Annotated in this window: 13 protein-coding genes; 7 read left to right on the top strand and 6 right to left on the bottom strand. The window is 60.1% G+C overall.

Annotated elements, in window-relative coordinates:
• Positions 1-1,164 carry an isovaleryl-CoA dehydrogenase gene (locus tag BLU01_RS02130; RefSeq protein ID WP_092270188.1) on the bottom strand — a complete coding sequence of 388 codons (1,164 nt, stop codon included), beginning with the start codon at positions 1,162-1,164 and terminating at the stop codon, positions 1-3.
• Between the two features lie 338 nt (positions 1,165-1,502).
• Here BLU01_RS02130 and BLU01_RS02125 point away from each other — a divergent pair, with 338 nt between their 5' ends.
• On the top strand, positions 1,503-3,221 hold the full coding sequence (locus BLU01_RS02125; RefSeq protein ID WP_092270185.1) for an AMP-binding protein: 1,719 nt from the start codon (positions 1,503-1,505) through the stop codon (positions 3,219-3,221).
• Between the two features lie 1,118 nt (positions 3,222-4,339).
• Here the strand turns inward: BLU01_RS02125 and BLU01_RS02120 are convergent.
• The 3 genes from BLU01_RS02120 to BLU01_RS02110 all read right to left on the bottom strand — a co-directional run bounded on the left by BLU01_RS02120 (position 4,340) and on the right by BLU01_RS02110 (position 6,899).
• On the bottom strand, positions 4,340-5,239 hold the full coding sequence (locus tag BLU01_RS02120) for a hydroxymethylglutaryl-CoA lyase (protein WP_092270182.1): 900 nt from the start codon (positions 5,237-5,239) through the stop codon (positions 4,340-4,342).
• Between the two features lie 140 nt (positions 5,240-5,379).
• A complete protein-coding gene (locus BLU01_RS02115; RefSeq protein WP_092270179.1) occupies positions 5,380-5,781 on the bottom strand; it encodes a MerR family transcriptional regulator in 402 nt (133 codons plus the stop codon).
• Positions 5,782-5,969: 188 nt separating this feature from the next.
• Entirely contained in the window at positions 5,970-6,899 is a 930-nt protein-coding gene (locus BLU01_RS02110; RefSeq protein ID WP_092270176.1) for a LysR family transcriptional regulator, read from the bottom strand.
• 193 nt (positions 6,900-7,092) lie between these two features.
• Between BLU01_RS02110 and BLU01_RS02105 the strand changes: the two genes are divergently transcribed.
• Entirely contained in the window at positions 7,093-8,322 is a 1,230-nt protein-coding gene (locus BLU01_RS02105) for an acyl-CoA dehydrogenase (RefSeq protein ID WP_092270173.1), read from the top strand.
• Positions 8,323-8,478: 156 nt separating this feature from the next.
• Here the strand turns inward: BLU01_RS02105 and BLU01_RS02100 are convergent, their stop codons facing one another.
• Together BLU01_RS02100 and xthA are read right to left on the bottom strand one after the other, a co-directional pair.
• On the bottom strand, positions 8,479-9,819 hold the full coding sequence (locus tag BLU01_RS02100) for a substrate-binding domain-containing protein (RefSeq protein WP_092270170.1): 1,341 nt from the start codon (positions 9,817-9,819) through the stop codon (positions 8,479-8,481).
• A 192-nt stretch (positions 9,820-10,011) separates the two neighbouring features.
• Complete coding sequence (gene xthA / locus BLU01_RS02095; protein ID WP_092270166.1) at positions 10,012-10,824, bottom strand: exodeoxyribonuclease III; 813 nt, start codon at positions 10,822-10,824, stop codon at positions 10,012-10,014.
• 293 nt (positions 10,825-11,117) lie between these two features.
• On the opposite strand from xthA, the gene BLU01_RS02090 reads away from it, so the two are divergent.
• From BLU01_RS02090 to BLU01_RS02070, 5 genes are all read left to right on the top strand, one after another.
• Entirely contained in the window at positions 11,118-11,768 is a 651-nt protein-coding gene (locus tag BLU01_RS02090) for a GNAT family N-acetyltransferase (protein ID WP_092270163.1), read from the top strand.
• 65 nt (positions 11,769-11,833) lie between these two features.
• Complete coding sequence (locus BLU01_RS02085; RefSeq protein WP_092270160.1) at positions 11,834-13,561, top strand: autotransporter assembly complex protein TamA; 1,728 nt, start codon at positions 11,834-11,836, stop codon at positions 13,559-13,561.
• A complete protein-coding gene (locus BLU01_RS02080; protein ID WP_092270157.1) occupies positions 13,558-17,226 on the top strand; it encodes a translocation/assembly module TamB domain-containing protein in 3,669 nt (1,222 codons plus the stop codon). The genes BLU01_RS02085 and BLU01_RS02080 overlap by 4 nt, the downstream gene beginning before the upstream one ends.
• A gap of 256 nt (positions 17,227-17,482) precedes the next feature.
• The gene (locus tag BLU01_RS02075) at positions 17,483-17,956 is read left to right on the top strand and encodes a MarR family winged helix-turn-helix transcriptional regulator (RefSeq protein WP_092270154.1); all 474 of its coding nucleotides are present in this window, start codon (positions 17,483-17,485) and stop codon (positions 17,954-17,956) included.
• Complete coding sequence (locus BLU01_RS02070; protein ID WP_092270151.1) at positions 17,953-19,422, top strand: efflux transporter outer membrane subunit; 1,470 nt, start codon at positions 17,953-17,955, stop codon at positions 19,420-19,422. The genes BLU01_RS02075 and BLU01_RS02070 overlap by 4 nt, the downstream gene beginning before the upstream one ends.
• Positions 19,423-19,431: the final 9 nt, after the last annotated feature.

Raw genomic sequence — 19,431 nt, 5'->3', positions numbered from 1 at the left:
TTAGCGGGTTTCGTTGAACAGTTCGCGACCGATCAGCATGCGACGGATCTCACTGGTGCCGGCGCCGATTTCGTACAGCTTGGCGTCCCGCAACAGGCGTCCGGCGGGGAATTCGTTGATGTAGCCGTTGCCGCCGAGAATCTGGATCGCGTCGAGGGCCATTTGCGTGGCGCGTTCGGCGCTGTAGAGGATCACCCCGGCGGCGTCTTTGCGCGTGGTTTCGCCACGTTCGCAGGCTTGCGCGACCGCATACAGGTAGGCGCGGCTGGCGTTGAGTTGGGTGTACATGTCGGCGACTTTGCCCTGGATCAGCTGGAATTCGCCGATGCTTTGGCCGAACTGTTTGCGGTCGTGGATGTACGGCACGATCAGGTCCATGCATGCCTGCATGATCCCGGTCGGGCCGCCGGAGAGCACGACGCGCTCGTAATCGAGGCCGCTCATCAGCACTTTCACGCCGCCATTGAGCACGCCGAGGATGTTTTCTTCCGGTACTTCGACGTCGTCGAAAAACAGTTCGCAAGTGTTCGAACCGCGCATGCCGAGCTTGTCGAATTTGTTGCTGCGGCTGAAGCCCGGCGAATCGCGTTCGACGATGAAAGCAGTGATGCCGTGCGGGCCTTTTTCCAGGTCAGTCTTGGCGTAGATCACGTAGGTGTTGGCGTCGGGACCGTTGGTGATCCAGGTTTTGCTGCCGTTGAGCACGTATTTATCGCCGCGTTTGTCGGCGCGCAGTTTCATCGAAACCACATCGGAACCGGCGTTCGGCTCGCTCATGGCGAGGGCGCCGACGTGTTCGCCGCTGATCAGCTTGGGCAGGTATTTGGTTTTCTGCTCGTGATTGCCATTGCGGTTGATCTGATTCACGCAGAGGTTGGAATGCGCGCCGTAGGACAGCGCCACCGAGGCAGAGCCGCGGCTGATTTCTTCCATGATCACCACGTGCGCCAGGTAACCGAGGCCAGCGCCGCCGTACTCTTCCGGAACGGTGACGCCGAGCAGGCCCATGTCTCCGAATTTGCGCCACAGGTCAGCGGGAAACAGGTTGTCGATGTCGATCTGCGCCGCGCGCGGAGCGATCTCCTTGGCAACGAAGGACTGAACCTGATCGCGCAGCATGTCGATGGTTTCACCGAGGGCGAAGTTCAGGGATGGGTAGCTCATGGGTCACCTTTTGGCTTTTTTGTCGGTTGGGGAGGGCAGTGAATCGGCTCTCACCTTTACGTTAACGTAAGCCTGCGGCAGATGACTGTCAATCACCCTTTACGTTAACGTCAACTTGAGCGAGAGTAGGGCCGTTCAAGATTGAAAAGCGGACCATCCCTGTGGGATCTGTGGCGAGGGAGTTCGCCCCCGTTTGTGTGCGTGGCACTCACAAAATCTTTGGTGCATCGGAAATTTTGGGGCTGCTTCGCATCCCAACGGGGGCAAGCCCCCTCGCCACAAATGCAGTCCCGCAAGTGACCGTCGGCAACCCATCAATAAAGACAATAGGGGTCGTCATGGATCAACCCAGAGCAAACCCGCAGCGCCGCGTCATTCCCAGCACGGCCCGCAGCTACACGCGCGGTTCCCAGGAAAAAGCCTTGCTGGCGATGACCATCGGCGAGGCCTTCGACCACACCGTCGGGCAGTTCCCGGACGGAGAGGCGCTGGTCGTGCGGCATCAACAGCTGCGTTACACCTGGCAGCAGCTGGCCGATACCGTTGACCTGCACGCGAGGGCGCTGCTGGCGCTGGGGCTGCAGGCCGGCGACCGCCTAGGGATCTGGGCGCCAAACTGCGCGCAATGGTGCATCAGCCAGTTCGCCAGCGCTAAGCTCGGGGTGATCCTGGTCAACATCAACCCGGCCTACCGCAGTTCCGAACTCGAATATGTGTTGAAACAATCCGGCTGCCAATGGCTGGTCTGCGCCGGGGCGTTCAAGACCTCCGACTATCACGCGATGTTGCAAGGCCTGGTGCCCGAATTGGCGGAGCAATCCATCGGTCAATTGCGCAGCGAACGCCTGCCGGAGTTGCGCGGCGTCATCAGCCTCGACGCTCGCCCGCCCTCGGGTTTTCTGCCGTGGACGCAACTGGCCGATCTCGCCGCCAGCGTCACTGCCGAGCAACTCGACGAGCGCCATAGGAGTCTGCATTTCGACCAACCGGTGAATATCCAGTACACCTCCGGCACCACCGGTTTCCCCAAAGGCGCGACCCTCAGCCACTACAACATTCTCAACAACGGTTACATGGTCGGCGAAAGCCTGGGCCTGACTGCTGCTGATCGGCTGGTCATTCCGGTGCCGCTCTATCACTGCTTCGGCATGGTCATGGGCAATCTCGGCTGCATCACCCACGGCAGCACAATGATTTACCCCAACGATGCCTTTGATCCTTTATTGACCCTGAGCACCGTGGCCGAAGAAAAAGCCACCGCGCTGTACGGCGTGCCGACCATGTTCATCGCCATGCTCGATCAGCCGCAACGCAGCGAATTCGACCTGTCGACCCTGCGCACCGGGATCATGGCCGGGGCGACGTGCCCGATCGAAGTGATGCGCCGGGTCATCAAGGAAATGCACATGAGCGAAGTGCAGATTGCCTACGGCATGACGGAAACCAGTCCGGTGTCACTACAGACCGGTCCTGCAGACGAACTGGAATTGCGCGTGACCACGGTCGGCCGCACTCAGCCGCAGCTGGAAAACAAGATCATCGACGAGGCCGGCAACCTGGTGCCGCGCGGCACCATCGGCGAGCTGTGCACGCGCGGTTACAGCGTGATGCTCGGTTACTGGAACAATCCGCAAGGCACGGCGGAGGCCATCGATGAGGCCGGCTGGATGCACACTGGCGATCTGGCGAGCATGAATGACGAGGGTTTCGTGTGCATCGCCGGGCGCAACAAAGACATGATCATCCGTGGCGGGGAAAACGTTTATCCGCGGGAGCTGGAGGAGTTTTTCTTCACGCATCCGGCGGTGGCGGACGTGCAGGTGATCGGCATTCCGTGTTCGCGTTACGGCGAGGAGATTGTCGCGTGGGTCAAGTTTCATCCCGGCCACAGCGCTACCGAAGAAGACTTGAAAACCTGGTGCAAGTCACGCATCGCGCACTTCAAGACGCCGCGCCACTTCAAGTTCGTCGAGGAATTCCCGATGACAGTGACCGGCAAGATCCAGAAATTCCGCATGCGCGAGATCAGTATCGAGGAGCTCAAAGCGATACCGTAGGAGCAAGGCTTGCCCTCGATGGCGGCTTGTCATCCAGCATTGATGGTGGCCGGGCTGGCGCCATCGCGAGCAAGCTCAGCTCCCACAGGGTTTGGTGTTTTGGCAAGAGCCTGCAACTTGCTGGAGATCCTGTAGGAGCAAGGCTTGCCCGCGATGGCGGCTTCTCATCCAGCATTGATGGTGGCCGGGCTGACGCCATCGCGAGCAAGCTTAGCTCCCACAGGGTTTGGTGTTATGGCAAGAGCGTGCAACCGCTGGAGATCCTGTAGGAGCAAGGCTTGCCCGCGATGGCGGCCTGTCATCCAGCATTGATGGTGGCCGGGCTGACGCCATCGCGAGCAAGCTCGGCTCCCACAGGGTCTGGTGTTTTGGCAAGAGCCTGCAACTTGCTGGAGATCCTGTAGGAGCAAGGCTTGCCCGCGATGGCGGCCTGTCATCCAGCATTGGTGGTGGCCGGGCTGGCGCTATCGCGAGCAAGCTCGGCTCCCACAGGTTTTCTGTGGGATCGTGGCGTTGCCTTCGCGGGCAAGCCTCGCTCCCGCAGAAGCAGGTGTCGTCGGTGAATCGCAGAAAGCACAAAGGGGAGCCGAGGCTCCCCTTTAATTTGTCGTTGCGCGTGCTCTTTTTTTATTATTGAGGGTCGGTCTGTTGTTGTTTTTGGCAACCGTGGCCCTTTACCGCTTTTCTTGTCGATCCCCATCCGGGATCAAGAGCAAACGTATTTTTTTGAGCGCTGATCTGCTTTTTCGCCGAGCGATCCAACCAGTTCGGGAGCTACCTGAAGGTAGTTTTATTGTTCTCTGCCCGGTTGCGGGTTACTCCGAAAAGCACCCTGAAAAGCACATCCTCTCCAAAAAAATCTGTTAGCTGCGTCTCTGCCGTGTTGTTCTTGTTATGTCAGAGTCGTTTCGTCTTATTTTTATTGGTTTGCTGCTTTTTATTCTTGTTATGCCATAGAGATAGCAGAAGCCGTGCCAACTTTAAAAATCCCTTTAAAATCAACGTGTTGTGATTTATCAGGATTTTGCCCTGCGTTCAGAACTGACAATTTGTTTCCGTGTTACTCGTTTATCCCCGCACAAACGCGGTTGCGGTAACACCCTGACTCATTTGCGCGTTTACTGCGCGCTGCGCGCCTTGGCCACTCGGGAACCGGTGGGGCGTCCGAGCACGCTGGAAATCTGTTGGCCCGCGAGAATCAGGGCGTCCAGGTCGATTCCAGTGTCGATGCCGAGGCCGTTGAGCAGGTACACAACGTCCTCGGTCGCAACGTTACCGCTCGCGCCTTTGGCATACGGGCAGCCACCGAGGCCGGCGATAGAGCTGTCGAACACCGCAATGCCTTCCAGCAGGCTCGCATAGATATTGGCCATGGCCTGGCCGTAAGTGTCGTGAAAATGCCCGGCCAGTTTGTCTCGCGGCACCTCGGCTGAAACCACCTCGAACATTTTCCGCGTTGCCCCCGCGGTGCCGGTGCCGATGGTGTCGCCCAGCGAAACCTCGTAGCAGCCCATCGCATAGAGCTCGCGGGCGACCATCGCGACCTGCTCCGGCGCCACCGCACCCTCATAAGGGCAGCCCAACACGCAGGAAACGTAACCGCGCACGCTGACGCCGTGTTGCTTGGCGGCTTGCATGATCGGCACGAACCGCGCGAGGCTTTCGCTGATCGAGCAATTGATATTGCGCTGCGAGAACGCCTCGGAAGCTGCGGCGAACACCGCGACTTCCTTGACCCCGGCGGCGATCGCGTCTTCAAACCCGCGCAGGTTCGGTGCCAGGGCGCCGTAGGTTACGCCGGGCTTGCGCTGGATCTGCGCGAAGACATCGGCGGAACCGGCCATTTGCGGCACCCATTTCGGCGAGACGAAACTGCCGACTTCTATATAGCCGAGACCGGCGGCGCTCAAGGCATCGACCAGCCGCACCTTGTCCGCGACGCTGATGGGCTGAGCTTCGTTTTGCAGACCGTCGCGAGGGCCGACTTCGACCAGGCGTACGTGGGTGGGGAGGGACATGGCGATGGACCTTTTAATGGTTCAGATAACCCTTGTAGGAGCAAAGCTTGCTCGCGATAGCGGTAGGTCATGCAACATCGATGTCGACTGACCTGACGCTATCGCGAGCAAGCTTTACTCCTACAGGGGATTTGCAGTGTTTATTGGACCGGTTGCTGGCTCTTGATCGTCTGTTCCAGCGCCTGGGTGCAGCGCTCTTGCGCGGTGTCGAGTTCGAGTTTCATCTGTTCGATGTCGAGCATCTGCTGCTCAAGCTGTTCGCGGCGTTCGGCGATTTTGCTGAGCATGGTTTGCAGCTGTTTCTGATTGCCGCCGGTGGGGTCGTAGAGTTCGATCAACTCACGGCATTCGGCGAGGGAAAAACCGATGCGCTTGCCGCGCAAAATCAGCTTCAGGCTGACCTTGTCACGCGGCGAATAAATCCTTTCCTGGCCCCGACGCTCGGGGCGGAGCAGGCCTTGCTCTTCATAAAAACGAATCGCCCGGGTGGTGATGTCGAGCTCGCGGGCGAGATCGGAAATGCTGTAAGTCTGGCTGCTCATGGGCGCGCTCGAAGAAAGTCATGGCGCTAAGCTAATGGCAGGTTGACGTTTACGTCAAGCAGCTTGGATCTTCTGGGTTCTTGCGGGCCTCATCGCGAGCAAGCTCGCTCCCACCCTGGAGCGAGGTGAACGCAAATCCAATGTGGGAGCGAGCTTGCTCGCGAAGAACGACAACGCGGTCATACGTCCTACGCCTTATCGAGCTTTTTCTCATGCGCCGTCACCTGCTGGCACAACTCAATCATCTGCTCGCGCATCCAGCGGTTGGCCGGGTCCTGATCGGTGCTTTCGTGCCAGTACAAATGGGTTTCCACCGGCGGCACATCGTTGACCGGCAGATTGAACGCCTGCAACTCATGCCGGCGGGCAAAGCGCTCCGGCACCGTCATGACCATATCGGTCTGCTGCAACACCTGTGACGCCATCAAATAATGCTGGGAACGCAGGGCGATCTTGCGCTGAATGCCCATTTTCCCCAGCGCCAGATCGACATGCCCGAGCCCGTTGCGACGGCTGGAAATGTGGATGTGGGTCAGTGACAGGTAATCGTCGAGGCTGAATTTTTCCTTGCCGGCCATGGGGTGACCTTTGCGCATCGCGCATACGTAACGGTCTTCCATCAGTTTGACATGGCGCACTTGCGGGTCGGTATTGAGCGGCGCATCCACGGCGAAGTCGAGGCGACCGGCCGCCAGTTCCTTGGTGGTCTCGCGGCGTTTCGACAGGAAGCTTTCGATGATCACTGTTGGCGCCAGGCGTCGCAGGCGCTGAAACAGCGGCGGCAGAATCACCGCTTCGGTGAGGTCGGTCATGCTGATGCGGTAGGTCTTGACCGCCTGCAACGGGTTGAAAATGCGGCTTTCCTGCACCGACACGCGCAGCAGCGAGAGGGCGTTGCGCACCGGGCCGATGATGTTCTGCGCCATCGGCGTCGGCACCATGCCTTGCGCGGTACGCACGAATAACGGGTCGTTGAAGGTTTCGCGCAAACGCGCCAGGGCGTTGGAAACCGCAGGCTGGGTAATGCCGACAATTTGCCCGGCGCGCGTCAGGTTGGCTTCGGTGTAGATCGCGTCGAAGACGATAAAGAGATTGAGGTCGACCTTGCTCAGATTCATTGCGCGCTCTCTTGTTTTTCTGGAGTGTTGTCAGGGCTGGCAGTCAGGGCGATTTTGCCCTTGATAATTGGCCGATCATATATCGGTGATGAATGTTTATACACGCCGAGAATAGGCTAGGTAAATTATCAACGCTGTTCTAGCATCGATTGCATGCCCCAAACAACCTCCCTGAAAGAGAAGGTAGCTGCCCATGGATTTCGCTTATTCGCCCAAGGTGCAAGAACTGCGTGAGCGCGTGACCGCGTTCATGGACACCTACGTTTATCCCGCTGAAGCCGTGTTCGAGCGCCAGGTCGCCGAGGGCGATCGCTGGCAGCCGACGGCAATCATGGAAGAGCTGAAACTCAAGGCCAAGTCCGAAGGCTTGTGGAATTTGTTTCTGCCTGAGTCCGAACTCGGCGCCGGCCTGACCAACCTCGAATACGCGCCGCTCGCCGAAATCATGGGCCGCTCGCTGCTCGGCCCGGAGCCGTTCAACTGCTCGGCGCCAGACACCGGCAACATGGAAGTGCTGGTGCGTTACGCCAACGAAGAACAAAAACAGCGTTACCTCGAGCCCTTGCTGCGCGGCGAAATTCGCTCGGCGTTCGCCATGACCGAGCCTGACGTGGCTTCTTCGGACGCCACCAACATGGCCGCCCGCGCTGTGCGTGATGGCGACGAATGGGTGATCAACGGGAAAAAATGGTGGACCTCCGGCGCGTGCGATCCGCGCTGCAAGATCCTTATTTTCATGGGCCTGAGCGATCCCGACGCGCCGCGTCATGCGCAGCACTCGATGATTCTGGTGCCGGTGGACACACCGGGGGTGAAAATCGTCCGGCCATTGCCGGTGTTCGGTTATGACGACGCGCCGCACGGTCACGCCGAAGTGCTGTTTGAAAATGTCCGGGTGCCGTACGAAAACGTCCTGTTGGGCGAAGGACGGGGCTTCGAAATTGCTCAGGGTCGCCTCGGCCCAGGGCGCATTCACCACTGCATGCGTTCAATCGGCATGGCTGAACGCGCGCTGGAATTGATGTGCAAACGCGCGGTGAGCCGTACTGCATTCGGTAAACCGTTGGCACGGCTGGGCGGGAACATCGACAAGATTGCCGACTCGCGGATGGAAATCGACATGGCGCGGCTGCTGACGTTGAAAGCCGCGTACATGATGGACACGGTGGGTAACAAGATCGCCAAAAGCGAGATCGCGCAGATCAAAGTGGTCGCACCGAATGTTGCCTTGCGGGTGATCGACCGGGCGATTCAGATTCATGGCGGCGCCGGGGTTTCCAATGATTTCCCGCTGGCCTACATGTACGCCATGCAGCGCACCCTGCGCCTGGCCGACGGCCCGGACGAAGTGCACCGCGCGGCGATCGGCAAATTCGAAATCGGCAAATACGTGCCGAAAGAAATGATGCGCAGCGGGCAGTAAAAGCGCATTGGCAGCCATCGCGAGCAAGCTCGCTCCCACAGTTGGAATGCATTCCCCTTTGAGAGCGAGCTTGTTCCTACATTTGGAATGCATTCCCCTGTGGGAGCGAGCTTGCTCGCGATGACGTCGGAAGCCTCGACGCAGTAACCTCCAGAATCAATACACCCAAACCTCAACCCGCCGATTTTTGATCCTGCCTTCATCCGCGCTGTTTGCCGCCACCGGCATCTCTGCGCCAAAACCGCGAATCTCGCGGAACACCACGCCGTTTTTCGCCAACTCCCGGCGTACCGCCATCGCCCGCAACTTCGACAGCAGATCAGCGCGCGCCGGATCGCTTTTGGCGTCGCCAAATCCCACCAGCGTCACCTCGCGATTGCGCTTGCCGTGCTGCTTTATATAGTCGAGCACCCGCGACAGGTCTTGCCGCGCCTTGTTATCCAGCGTCGCACTGCCTTCCTCAAAGCGAAAATTCACGGTCAAACGCTGCGCATGCCGACTTAACGCCTGATAACCCTCAGGCATCAGCGCGTTCGGCGTCACCGCCATCGCCTGCACGGTTTGCGCGATAAAACCGTTGGCCGCGACAATCGCCTGGCCCTGGCTGCTTTGCGCAAACCCCACCAACGCCTCGGCCCAAGGATTTTTGCCATTCGGCGGCAGATAAAAGAACAACCGCCGCGACAGCGGATAGTCCTCGGTCGCGATCAAACTGTTCAGCGGCAACATGGCTTGCGACTGGCCATCGGCAATCGCCACGGCTTTGGCCTGACGCACATAGGGCAGGCCGATAAAACCGATGCCTTGCCGGTCGAGGCTGACCGCGTCGGATAATTGTTCGCTGGACTCGAAACGTTGCGCCGTTTTGCTCAGCGTTTTCCCTCGGCCATTGAGGACAATTTCCTTGAAGGTGTCGTAGGTGCCCGACTGATCATCCCGCGCGTACAAATGAATTTTCCCACCGACACCGCCGATGTCTTCCCACGTCTGGGCCTCGCCACTGAAGATCCGCGCGAGTTGTTCGGTGTTGAGCTGATTTAACGGGTTTTGCGGGTGCAGGATGATCGCCAATCCATCGATGGCAATCACTTGCTCGGCACCGGGGCTTTTCAGGTCGCCGAGGGATTTGAGCTGCGCCAATTCGTTGTCCTTGATCGGACGTGATGAGGCCGCGAGGTCGGCCGAGGCGTTTTTCAAAGAAGTGAAACCGGTGCTCGAACCGTGCGCCGCGACTTCGACGACTACTCGCCGACCGTCCGACGTTTGCCCGATCACCCGTTGTTCGTTGGTTGTGTCCGAGGTTTCGCGATGGACTTTGAGCAGGCCTTGTTCGCGCAGCAAGCCTTCGACCAGCGCCGGGCCGAGCGCCGCGCCGATGGTGTTGGAGCCCTGAATGCGCAGCGCCGGGCCGTTTTCGGCGATCGGCAAGACATCGGCCGCCGCCGTAAATGGCAGGCCGGCGCAGAGCAGCATCAGGAACAACACGCGCAGGGTCATGCCGGCACCTTATAGAGGACAAGGAAAGTGCCGGGAGAATAAGTCAGTAAGATTTCAGCCAGATGACAGAGAACCCTGTGGGAGCGAGCTTGCTCGCGATGACGTCACCCGCTTCAACACAGATGTTGAATGCAAGACCGTCATCGCGAGCAAGCTCGCTCCCACAAGGGATTTGCGTGAATTCGTGCGGGATCAGCTCAATTCAAGCCAGATCGGCGCATGGTCCGAGGGTTTTTCCATTGCGCGCAAATCGTAATCCACGCCTGCATCCTTCACGCGCGGCAACAAACCGTGCGAGGCCATGATCACGTCGATCCGCAGTCCACGCTTCGGCTCGTCTTCAAAACCACGGCTGCGGTAGTCGAACCAGCTGAACCGGTCGGCGACGTCCGGGTTCAAGTGACGGAAGCTGTCCACCAGGCCCCAGTTTTTCAGGCGGGCCATCCACTCGCGCTCTTCCGGCAGGAAGCTGCATTTGCCGGTTTTCAGCCAGCGCTTCATGTTGTCGGCGCCGATGCCGATGTCGCAGTCTTCCGGGGAAATATTCACGTCGCCCATCACCACAACCGGCTGATCATTGCTGAACTGGCTTTCCAGCAGGTGCTGCAAATCGTTGTAGAAACGCTGCTTGGCGGGGAATTTGGTCGGGTGGTCGCGGCTTTCGCCCTGAGGGAAATAGCCGTTCATGATCGTCACCGGCAGGCCATTCGCGTCTTCGAACGTGCCCCAGATAAAGCGCCGCTGCGCGTCTTCTTCATCGGTGACGAAACCTTTGTGCAGGGCAATCGGCTCCTTGCGCGAGAGCAGGGCGACGCCGTAATGGCCTTTTTGCCCGTGGAAATACACGTGGTAGCCAAGGGCCTGGACCTCGGCCAACGGGAACTGGTCGTCGTGGACCTTGGTTTCCTGCAGGCCGATGACGTCCGGTTGATGCTTTTCAATCAGCGCCGCCAGCTGATGCGGGCGAGCACGCAGCCCGTTGATGTTGAAGGAGACGATCTTCATGGTCGGCAGTCCTGGGAAAAAGGGCGATGCTAGCTGACATGTAGGAATGGGGCCAGTGTCGGGGTAGGGGGATTCGCCTTTTGCCGCAGAAGATCTGTTGGCAGAACTGGCGCCATCGCGAGCAATCTCGCACCCTCAGGGTTATCGGCTATACCTTGTGGGAGCGAGCCTGCTCGCGATGGCGTCATCAGCGACGACGCTGATTCGGATCAGCACGGAACTGTGCCAGCGCTGTAGGCTCGTAACCAGAAGAGTGCCGTCGTTTGAACGGCGCCCCGGGGAGAAATACCGATATGCCTGAAACCTCGACTGCCATTGCCGATATTCACATGCTCGACAGCGGCTATTCCCGCGAAGCGCGCTCCTTGCTGTACCAGGCTTACCGCCACGAACCGACTTTCGGTTATCTGTTCGAAGCCGAGCGCCCCGGCTATGAACAGCGGGTCCGCGCCACTGTGCGTGAACTGGTCAAGCAACATTTCCTGCAGGACTTGCCGGCCATCGGCCTGTTGGTCAACGACCGTTTGATCGGGATTGCCCTGATCGCGCCGCCGCAACGACGCCTGGGCATCACCGAAAGTTGGGCCTGGCGCCTGCGCATGGTGCTCAGCACCGGTTTCCGCTGCACTCGACGTTACCTCGAATACCACGATGCGGTGACCGCCTGCGTGCCGACCGATTCGGTCCACGTGTTGCCGTTGCTGGGGATTCATCCGCAGTTCCAGGGCAAACATTTTGGTGAGCAACTGTTACAAGCGGTGCACAACTGGTGTGCGGTCGATGAACACTCCCAAGGTGTAGTCCTCGACACCGGAAACCCTCGATATCTCGAGTTCTACAAGCGACAGGGTTATGAGGAAATCGGCGAAGTGGCCGTAGGACCGATCCGCGAGCACGTGTTTTTTCACGCCAATCCGCAGGTCCTGCAAACAGCAACGGCATAGAGGTCGAACTTTACCGGCACAGCAGGCTCTATCACGCTCCCAAGCTCGTGATAGCATCTGCGCCTATGAAGTTTCCAGGAAGATTTACCAGTGGCGTGCTCATGCTGTTATCCAGCTGCACGGCGCTGGCGCAAAGTGAATTGGCTGTGCGGATCAAACCGTCCAACGATGAACTGAAAGCCAATATAGAGGGCTATATCGGCAGCCTCGGCGATCGTGACGAGGAAGCGTTGCTGCGCTTCAGTCGGGGTGCCGAGGAACAGGCGCGCAAGGCCGCCCAGGCCTTGGGTTATTACCAGCCGCAGATCGACAGCGAAGTGAAGGGCGGCAAGAACCCGCGCCTGACCCTGAATATCGACCCCGGCGAACCGATCCATTTGCGCAACGTCACGGTGCGCATCGACGGCCCGGCCGGCGCGCTGAAGTCCTTTCGCAAACCGCCACCGGAACTGCTCAAGCCCGGTGCAGTGCTCAATCACGGTCATTACGAAGACGCCAAGCGGCTGATCCAGAATCAGGCTTCGCGCTTCGGTTTCTTCAGTGGCCGCTTCACCAGCCAAAAACTGCTGGTCGACCCGCGCGCCGGGGTTGCCGACGTCGAACTGATCTACGACAGCGGCCCGCGTTATGCCTTGGGCAAAGTGACATTTGAAGGCGACACGCCGTTTGACGAAGACCTGCTGCAACGCATGGTGCCGTTCAAGGAAGGTGCGCCTTACGATTCCGAACTGATCGCCGAGCTCAATCAGGCGCTGCAATCGAGCGGCTATTTCGAAGGCGTGCGCGTCGATGCGGCACCTACCGCGTCCAAGGACGACGTGATTCCGGTGGCGGTCAAACTCGACACGCGCAAGCCGCGCACCATGGGCCTCGGTCTGGGTTATTCGACCGACGTCGGCCCGCGCATCAAAGCCAACTGGACGCGTCACTGGGTCAATCCGCAAGGCCACAGTTATGGCTGGGAAGCCGAATTGTCGGCGCCACGGCAGAACGTCGGGGTGTTTTACGACATTCCGCTGGACCCGCCGCTGACCGACAAATTGCGCTGGGCCGCTGGTTATCAATATGAAGAAATCGCTGACACCGATTCCCTGAGCAAGCTGCTGACCCTCGGCCCCGAGTGGCACAGCAAGCTGCCGAGCGGCTGGCAACGGGTGATTTCGCTGAAGTGGCAACGCGAGGAATACACCCTCGGCGATGACTCGGGCCTGAGCACCTTGCTGATGCCCGGCGTCAGTTATTCGTACCTGAAAAGCGACAACCGCATCGATCCGCACAACGGTTATCGCCTGACCTTCGAAACCAAAGTCGCCAAGGAAGGGCTCGGTTCGGATACCAATCTGTTGTACGGCACCGCGCTGGTCAAAGGCTTGACCACGGTGTTCGACAAACACCGTTTGCTCGGTCGGGTGCAGGTCGGCGGCAGCGCCACCAACGGTTACAAATCCGTGCCGCCGTCGCTGCGCTTCTTCGCCGGTGGCGATCAGAGTGTGCGCGGCTACGACTACCAGAGCCTGTCCCCGGAAAACTCCGACGGCGACCGCATCGGTGGCCGCTACATGATCGCCGGCAGCGTCGAGTATCAATATTCGGTTGCCGAGAAATGGCGCGTCGCGACGTTCGTCGATCAGGGCAACTCCTTTAATACACTCGAACTGCCGAACCTCAAGACCGGCGTCGGTATAGGCGTGCGCTGGGTGTCACCGGTGGGGCCGATTCGCCTCGACCTCGCCCATGCGCTGGATGACGACGGCGGCATTCGATTGCACTTTTCCATGGGGCCTGAGCTGTGAAGCGTGGTTTGAAAATAACCCTGGCGGCGATTGCTTCGCTGCTGTTGCTGAGCGTGCTGGCCGTGGCCATTGTGCTTGGCACCGCCGCGGGCAGCCGCTGGGCGCTCGGCTGGGTGCCGGGTTTGAGCGTGGACAATTTCCAGGGTCGATTGGCCGGGCAGTGGAGCGCCGATCATCTGCTGTGGCAGCAAGACACTAGCCGAGTCGAGCTGAGCAAAGTGATTTTCGCCTGGTCGCCGTTGTGCCTGACGCGCATGACCTTGTGCATCGACCAGTTGCAGGCCGATCAAGTCAGCCTGCAATTGCCGCCGGGCGCCGATGAAGAAAGCAGCGGCCCGATCAGCCTGCCGGATCTGGATCTGCCGCTGGCCATCGAACTGGGCGACGTCAAGGTCGGCAGCCTGCTGTTCAATGGCAGCGAGGAACTCAAGGGTTTGCAACTGGCCGCGCACTGGACGACTCAGGGTTTGCAGATCGACTCGGTGCAATTGCAGCGCGACGACCTCAGCCTGAACCTGTCCGGGCTGCTCAAACCCAGCGGCAACTGGCCGCTGACCGCCGCCGGCAAGCTGACAATGGCCACGCCCGCGCCGTGGACGCTCGACCTCAAAGTTGACGGCGACTTGCTGAAAACCCTCAACTTGAAGGCCGACAGCAGCGGTTACCTCAATGGACAACTGACCGGCGAGTTGCAACCGCTGGTGGAAAACCTGCCGGCCAAGGTGCGCATCACCGCTGACGGCTTCAAACCCGCCGCTGATCTGCCCGACACGCTGCAACTCAATCAGCTGGAATTGACCGGTGTTGGCGACCTGAAAAACGGTTATCAATTGCTCGGCAAAGCCACGCTGCCCGCCGAAAAAGGCCCGGTGGCGCTGTTGCTGCAAGGCAAGGTCGACGCCAATGGCGCGCAGATCGCCGGCCTCGACCTCACGGCCAACGACAAACAAAGTCTGAAACTCACCGGCAACCTCGACTGGAGCAAAGGCCTCACGGCTCAGGCGAAAATCGATTGGCTGGACTTCCCGTGGCATCGCCTCTATCCGCTGATCGACGAGCCGCAAGTGGCGCTACGCAGCTTTAATGGCGAAGTTTCCTACACCGATGGCAAATACCTCGGCAACTTCAAAGCCGCGCTGGATGGCCCGGCCGGGGCGTTCAGCCTGACCAGCCCATTCGCCGGCGACCTGACAAAAATCTATCTGCAACAGCTGTCCCTTGAAGCCGGGCAGGGCAAGGCTCAAGGTCACCTGAACCTGCAATTCGCCGACGGCATTGCCTGGGACACTGCGCTGGATTTGTCGGCGCTCAACCCTGCGTACTGGATGGCGGAATTGCCGGGCACGCTGGCCGGGCCGTTGCGCAGTAAGGGCGAGATGAAAAACCAGCAGCTCAGCCTCAGCGCCGACCTCGATCTGAAGGGCAAACTGCGCGGGCAACCGGCGGTGATTCAAGCCAAGGCTGACGGCGCTGGCGAGCAGTGGAATTTGAACGCGCTGCAGATTCGCCTCGGCGACAACAGCATCAACGGCAAGGGCAGCCTGCAGCAAAAACTTGCCGGACAGATCGACATCAAGATGCCGCGCCTCGCCCAGCTCTGGCCACAGTTGCGCGGTCAGCTCAACGGCAGGGTCGATGTCGCGGGCACGCTCAAAGCGCCGCAGGGCAAGCTCGGCCTGCAAGGTTCGCAACTGGCGTTCGCCGACAATCGTCTGCAAAGCCTCAATCTCGACGCCACGCTGGACAACGCGCAACGGGCAAAGATTGATCTCAAGGGCGGCGGCATTCAGGCCGGCGAAACCAATCTGGGCACGCTGACCGCCAGCGGTCAGGGCGACATCAAAAAGCAGCAACTGGCCCTCGACCTGCAAGGGCCGAAGCTGAAACTGGTGTTGGGCCTCGACGGCGCGCTGGATCAGGGCAATTGGCGCGGACGCCTGGCCAGCGGCGATATTCAGGCCGGTGGTCAGGATTGGCGGCTTCAAGGGCCGGCGAAACTAGAACGCCTGGCGGACGGCAAAATCAACTTCGGCGCGCATTGCTGGATGTCCGGTCAGGCCAGTTTGTGTGGCGAAGACCAGCGCCTGATGCCGGAGCCGAAGCTGCGTTATCACCTCAAGCAATTCCCGATCGACAGTCTTGCGCAATGGTTGCCCAAGGACTTTGCCTGGAAGGGCAAACTCAACGCCGACCTGCAACTCGACTTGCCGGCCAGCGGCCCGAACGGCCAGATCAGCGTCGATGCCAGCGGCGGCACGTTGCGCATGAAAGACAAGGATCAGTGGCTGGACTTCCCTTATCAGACGTTGAAACTCACCAGCAAACTCACGCCCAAGCGCATCGACACCGACCTCAATTTCGTCGGCGGCAAGCTCGGTGAGTTGATGGTGCAAGCGCAGATCAACCCGCTGCCGGCGAACAAACCGCTGACCGGCTCGTTCCGCCTCAATGGCCTAGACCTGTCGGTGGCGCGGCCGTTTTTGCCGATGGTCGAGAAGATCAACGGCCGCTTGAATGGCAGCGGCACTTTGTCTGGCGGGCTGACGGCGCCGCTGGTCAACGGCAACCTGATGCTCAGCGACGGCGAAGTGTCCGGGCCGGAACTGCCGATGGAGTTGCAGGATTTAAAAGTCCAGGCATTGATTGCCGGTGAAACCGTGCAGTTGAACGGTGGCTGGAAAAGCGGCAAGAACGGGCAGGGCAGTTTGAACGGCAATATTGCCTGGGGTCAGGCGCTGGTCGTTGACCTGGCGCTGAAAGGCTCGCAATTGCCGGTGACCGTCGAGCCCTACGCCAAGCTTGAAGTGGCGCCGGACCTGAAGATTTCGATGAAGGGCGATGAGCTGGCGATTGCTGGCAAAGTGCAGGTGCCGCGCGGTGAAATCACCGTGCGCGAACTGCCGCCCTCGACGGTCAAGGTCTCGGATGACACGGTGATCGTTGGCGCGCAAACCGAAGAAGGCAAGCCACCGGTGGCGATGAAAATGGACATCGACGTGGTGGTCGGCGATGACAAACTGAGCTTCGCCGGGTTCGGTCTGACCGCGAATCTGCAAGGTCATGTGCACATCGGCGACAACATGGACACGCGCGGCGAGCTCTGGCTCAACGACGGTCGTTACCGCGCGTATGGCCAGCGCTTGACGGTGCGCCGGGCGCGGTTGCTGTTTGCCGGGCCGCTGGATCAGCCCTATCTGGACATCGAAGCGATTCGCCAGACGGATGACGTGATTGCCGGTATTCGCTTGAGCGGCAGCGCCGAGCAACCCACTACGCAGATCTTCTCCGAACCGGCGATGAGCCAGGAGCAGGCCCTGTCTTATCTGGTGCTCGGGCGTCCGTTAAGCACCAGCGGCGAAGACAACAACATGCTCGCGCAAGCGGCGCTGGGCTTGGGCTTGATGGGCAGCGCCGGGGTCACCAGCGGTTTGGCCAACGACTTGGGGATTCAGGATTTCCAACTCGATACCCAAGGCAGCGGCGACAACACCAGCGTGGTCGCCAGCGGCAATATCTCCGAGAAACTCAGTCTGCGCTACGGCGTCGGCGTGTTTGAGCCGGCGAGCACCATTGCCCTGCGCTACAAACTGAGCAAAAAAGTCTACGTCGAAGTCGCCAGCGGCGTCGCCAGCTCACTGGACATCTTCTACAAGCGGGATTTCTAAAGCCCGCCCGTTACAGCCCCTGCCCGATGTTCCCACGCTCTGCGTGGGAATGCCTCTTGGGACGCTCCGCGTTCCGCTTTTGAATGGTGACGCAAAGCGTTACTGGCTGCATTCCCACGCAGAGCGTGGGAACGATCAGTCACGTTGCCATTTATCCGCCAATTACAAAGCTTCCTAACTATTACGTTGACATTCGCTGCCTAGGCAGTAACATCTCGACATACATTCTCTGCCTAGGCAGCTAATCGGTGGACAGATGAAGCATTTCACCCCGGAACAATTCAAGCATTGCCATCTCGGCCTCTTGCTCGGGCGCGCGGCGCTGCTCAAGGACCGGATCATTGATACGCACATGGAACCGCACGGCATCACCGCCGCGCAGTTCAAAGTGCTGATCATCATGGCCCAGTTCGGCGTCGATACGCCGGCCGAGCTGTGCCGGCACCTGTCGCTCGACAGTGGTTCGATGACACGCATGCTTGATCGTCTGGAGCAGAAAAACTTCCTCGCCCGCCAACGCTCCGAAGCTGATCGCCGTCAGGTGCAACTGGTGCTGACCGCGCAAGGCCAGCAGTTGGCCGACCGCCTGCCGGACATCGGCGCCGACGCGATGAATGAGTTGGCCGGGGCCATCACCCCGCAAGAGTTGAGCGCCCTGGAACAGATCCTGAAGAAAATTTTGGTAGCGGCGGGTGATCCCATCACGCTGCTGCGGGTAGGTGACAAATGAGCAGTAAAACCCTGCGTACCGGCCTGAGCCTGGTGCTGTCGGCGATGGTCCTGGCCGGTTGTGCCAACTACAGCGGCCTCGACACCGAAGGCCAAAGCCTCGACGCAAAAACCCTCAAGGCCGGGCAATCGCTGACCGGCGTGACCCTGTCGCCAGCGGCCTGGCCGAAAAGCGACTGGTGGAAAAGCCTCGGCGACCCCCAGCTCGACGGCTTGATCCGCGAAGCCCTGCACGACAGCCCCGACATGCAAATCGCCGCCGCCCGTGCCCATCAGGCCAGTGCCGCAGCGTATGCCGCCGATGCCGCGCGCATGCCGACGCTCGACGCCAGCGCCGGCATCAGCCGTTCACGTCTGGCCAAGGACCAGGATCCGCGGGGGCAGGGCGATGCTTACGCCACCGTGCGTAACGTCAGCGCCGGTTTCAATTACAACTTCGACCTCTGGGGCGGTCAGCGTGACGCCTGGGAAGCCGCATTGGGCGAGGCGCGTGCCGCCGAAGTCGATCGGCAGGCTGCGCAACTGACCCTGGCCGCCGACGTTGCCCGCGCCTACAGCGATCTGGGGCAGGCGCACATCGTTTATGACCTCGCCGCCGAAGACCTCAAACGCACCCGGCAAATGCTTGATCTGAGCCAGCGGCGCTTGAGTTCGGGGATCGACAGCCAGTACCAGTTCCAGCAAACCGAAAGCCTCGAAGCCAGTTCCCAGGCCAGCCTGATCGACGCTGAAAAGCGTTTGAACAGCGCCAGAATTGCTTTGGCCGTGCTGCTCGGCAAAGGCCCGGACCGCGGCAACGAAATCGCCCGGCCGAAGATTCTCCAAGCCAGCGCCGTGGCATTGCCGTCGGTGCTGCCGGCCGAATTGCTCGGTCGTCGCCCGGATCTGGTCGCGGCGCGCTGGCGGGTCGAAGCGGCGAGCAAAGACATGGACGCGAGCAAAACCCAGTTCTACCCCAACCTCAACCTCAGCGCCGCTGCGGGCGCCGAGTCGCTGTTGGGCGACGCGATGTTCGGTTCGGCCAGTCGCTTTTTCAACATTGCCCCGACCCTTTCGGTGCCGATTTTCGACGGTGGGCGCCTGCGCGCCAACCTCGATGCGCGCGATGCCGACTATGACCTCGCGGTCGCGCAGTACAACAAGAACCTGGTCAAGGCCCTCGGTGATGTCAGCGACACGATCAACCAGTTGCGCGATATCGGCCGGCAGATCGGCGCCCAGCAACACGCCACCGAGATTGCTCAGAATTCTTACAACACCGTGGTCGAGCGCTACGGATCCGGCATCGGCAATTACCTCGACGTGCTCAGCATCGAACAGCAATTGCTCCAGGCCCAGCGTCAGTTGGCCAGCCTGAATGCCGAGCAGATCGACCTGTCGATCCAACTGATGCAGGCGCTGGGCGGTGGTTTCCAGACTGAAACCTTCGCCTCGGCCAACCCAGCTCCAGCCAAGCTGAACAACTAATTCAAGGTA

The sequence above is a fragment of the Pseudomonas prosekii genome, assembly GCF_900105155.1.
Lineage (GTDB): Bacteria > Pseudomonadota > Gammaproteobacteria > Pseudomonadales > Pseudomonadaceae > Aquipseudomonas > Aquipseudomonas prosekii.
This window is presented reverse-complemented; position numbering and strand designations above follow the sequence as displayed.

What these genes read in the sequence shown, in the direction of transcription:
- BLU01_RS02130 (WP_092270188.1), bottom strand. Translation starts at nt 1,164, where the DNA reads ATGAGCTACCCATCCCTGAACTTCGCCCTCGGTGAAACCATCGACATG.
- BLU01_RS02125 (WP_092270185.1), top strand. Translation starts at nt 1,503, where the DNA reads ATGGATCAACCCAGAGCAAACCCGCAGCGCCGCGTCATTCCCAGCACG.
- BLU01_RS02120 (WP_092270182.1), bottom strand. Translation starts at nt 5,239, where the DNA reads ATGTCCCTCCCCACCCACGTACGCCTGGTCGAAGTCGGCCCTCGCGAC.
- BLU01_RS02115 (WP_092270179.1), bottom strand. Translation starts at nt 5,781, where the DNA reads ATGAGCAGCCAGACTTACAGCATTTCCGATCTCGCCCGCGAGCTCGAC.
- BLU01_RS02110 (WP_092270176.1), bottom strand. Translation starts at nt 6,899, where the DNA reads ATGAATCTGAGCAAGGTCGACCTCAATCTCTTTATCGTCTTCGACGCG.
- BLU01_RS02105 (WP_092270173.1), top strand. Translation starts at nt 7,093, where the DNA reads ATGGATTTCGCTTATTCGCCCAAGGTGCAAGAACTGCGTGAGCGCGTG.
- BLU01_RS02100 (WP_092270170.1), bottom strand. Translation starts at nt 9,819, where the DNA reads ATGACCCTGCGCGTGTTGTTCCTGATGCTGCTCTGCGCCGGCCTGCCA.
- xthA (WP_092270166.1), bottom strand. Translation starts at nt 10,824, where the DNA reads ATGAAGATCGTCTCCTTCAACATCAACGGGCTGCGTGCTCGCCCGCAT.
- BLU01_RS02090 (WP_092270163.1), top strand. Translation starts at nt 11,118, where the DNA reads ATGCCTGAAACCTCGACTGCCATTGCCGATATTCACATGCTCGACAGC.
- BLU01_RS02085 (WP_092270160.1), top strand. Translation starts at nt 11,834, where the DNA reads ATGAAGTTTCCAGGAAGATTTACCAGTGGCGTGCTCATGCTGTTATCC.
- BLU01_RS02075 (WP_092270154.1), top strand. Translation starts at nt 17,483, where the DNA reads ATGAAGCATTTCACCCCGGAACAATTCAAGCATTGCCATCTCGGCCTC.
- BLU01_RS02070 (WP_092270151.1), top strand. Translation starts at nt 17,953, where the DNA reads ATGAGCAGTAAAACCCTGCGTACCGGCCTGAGCCTGGTGCTGTCGGCG.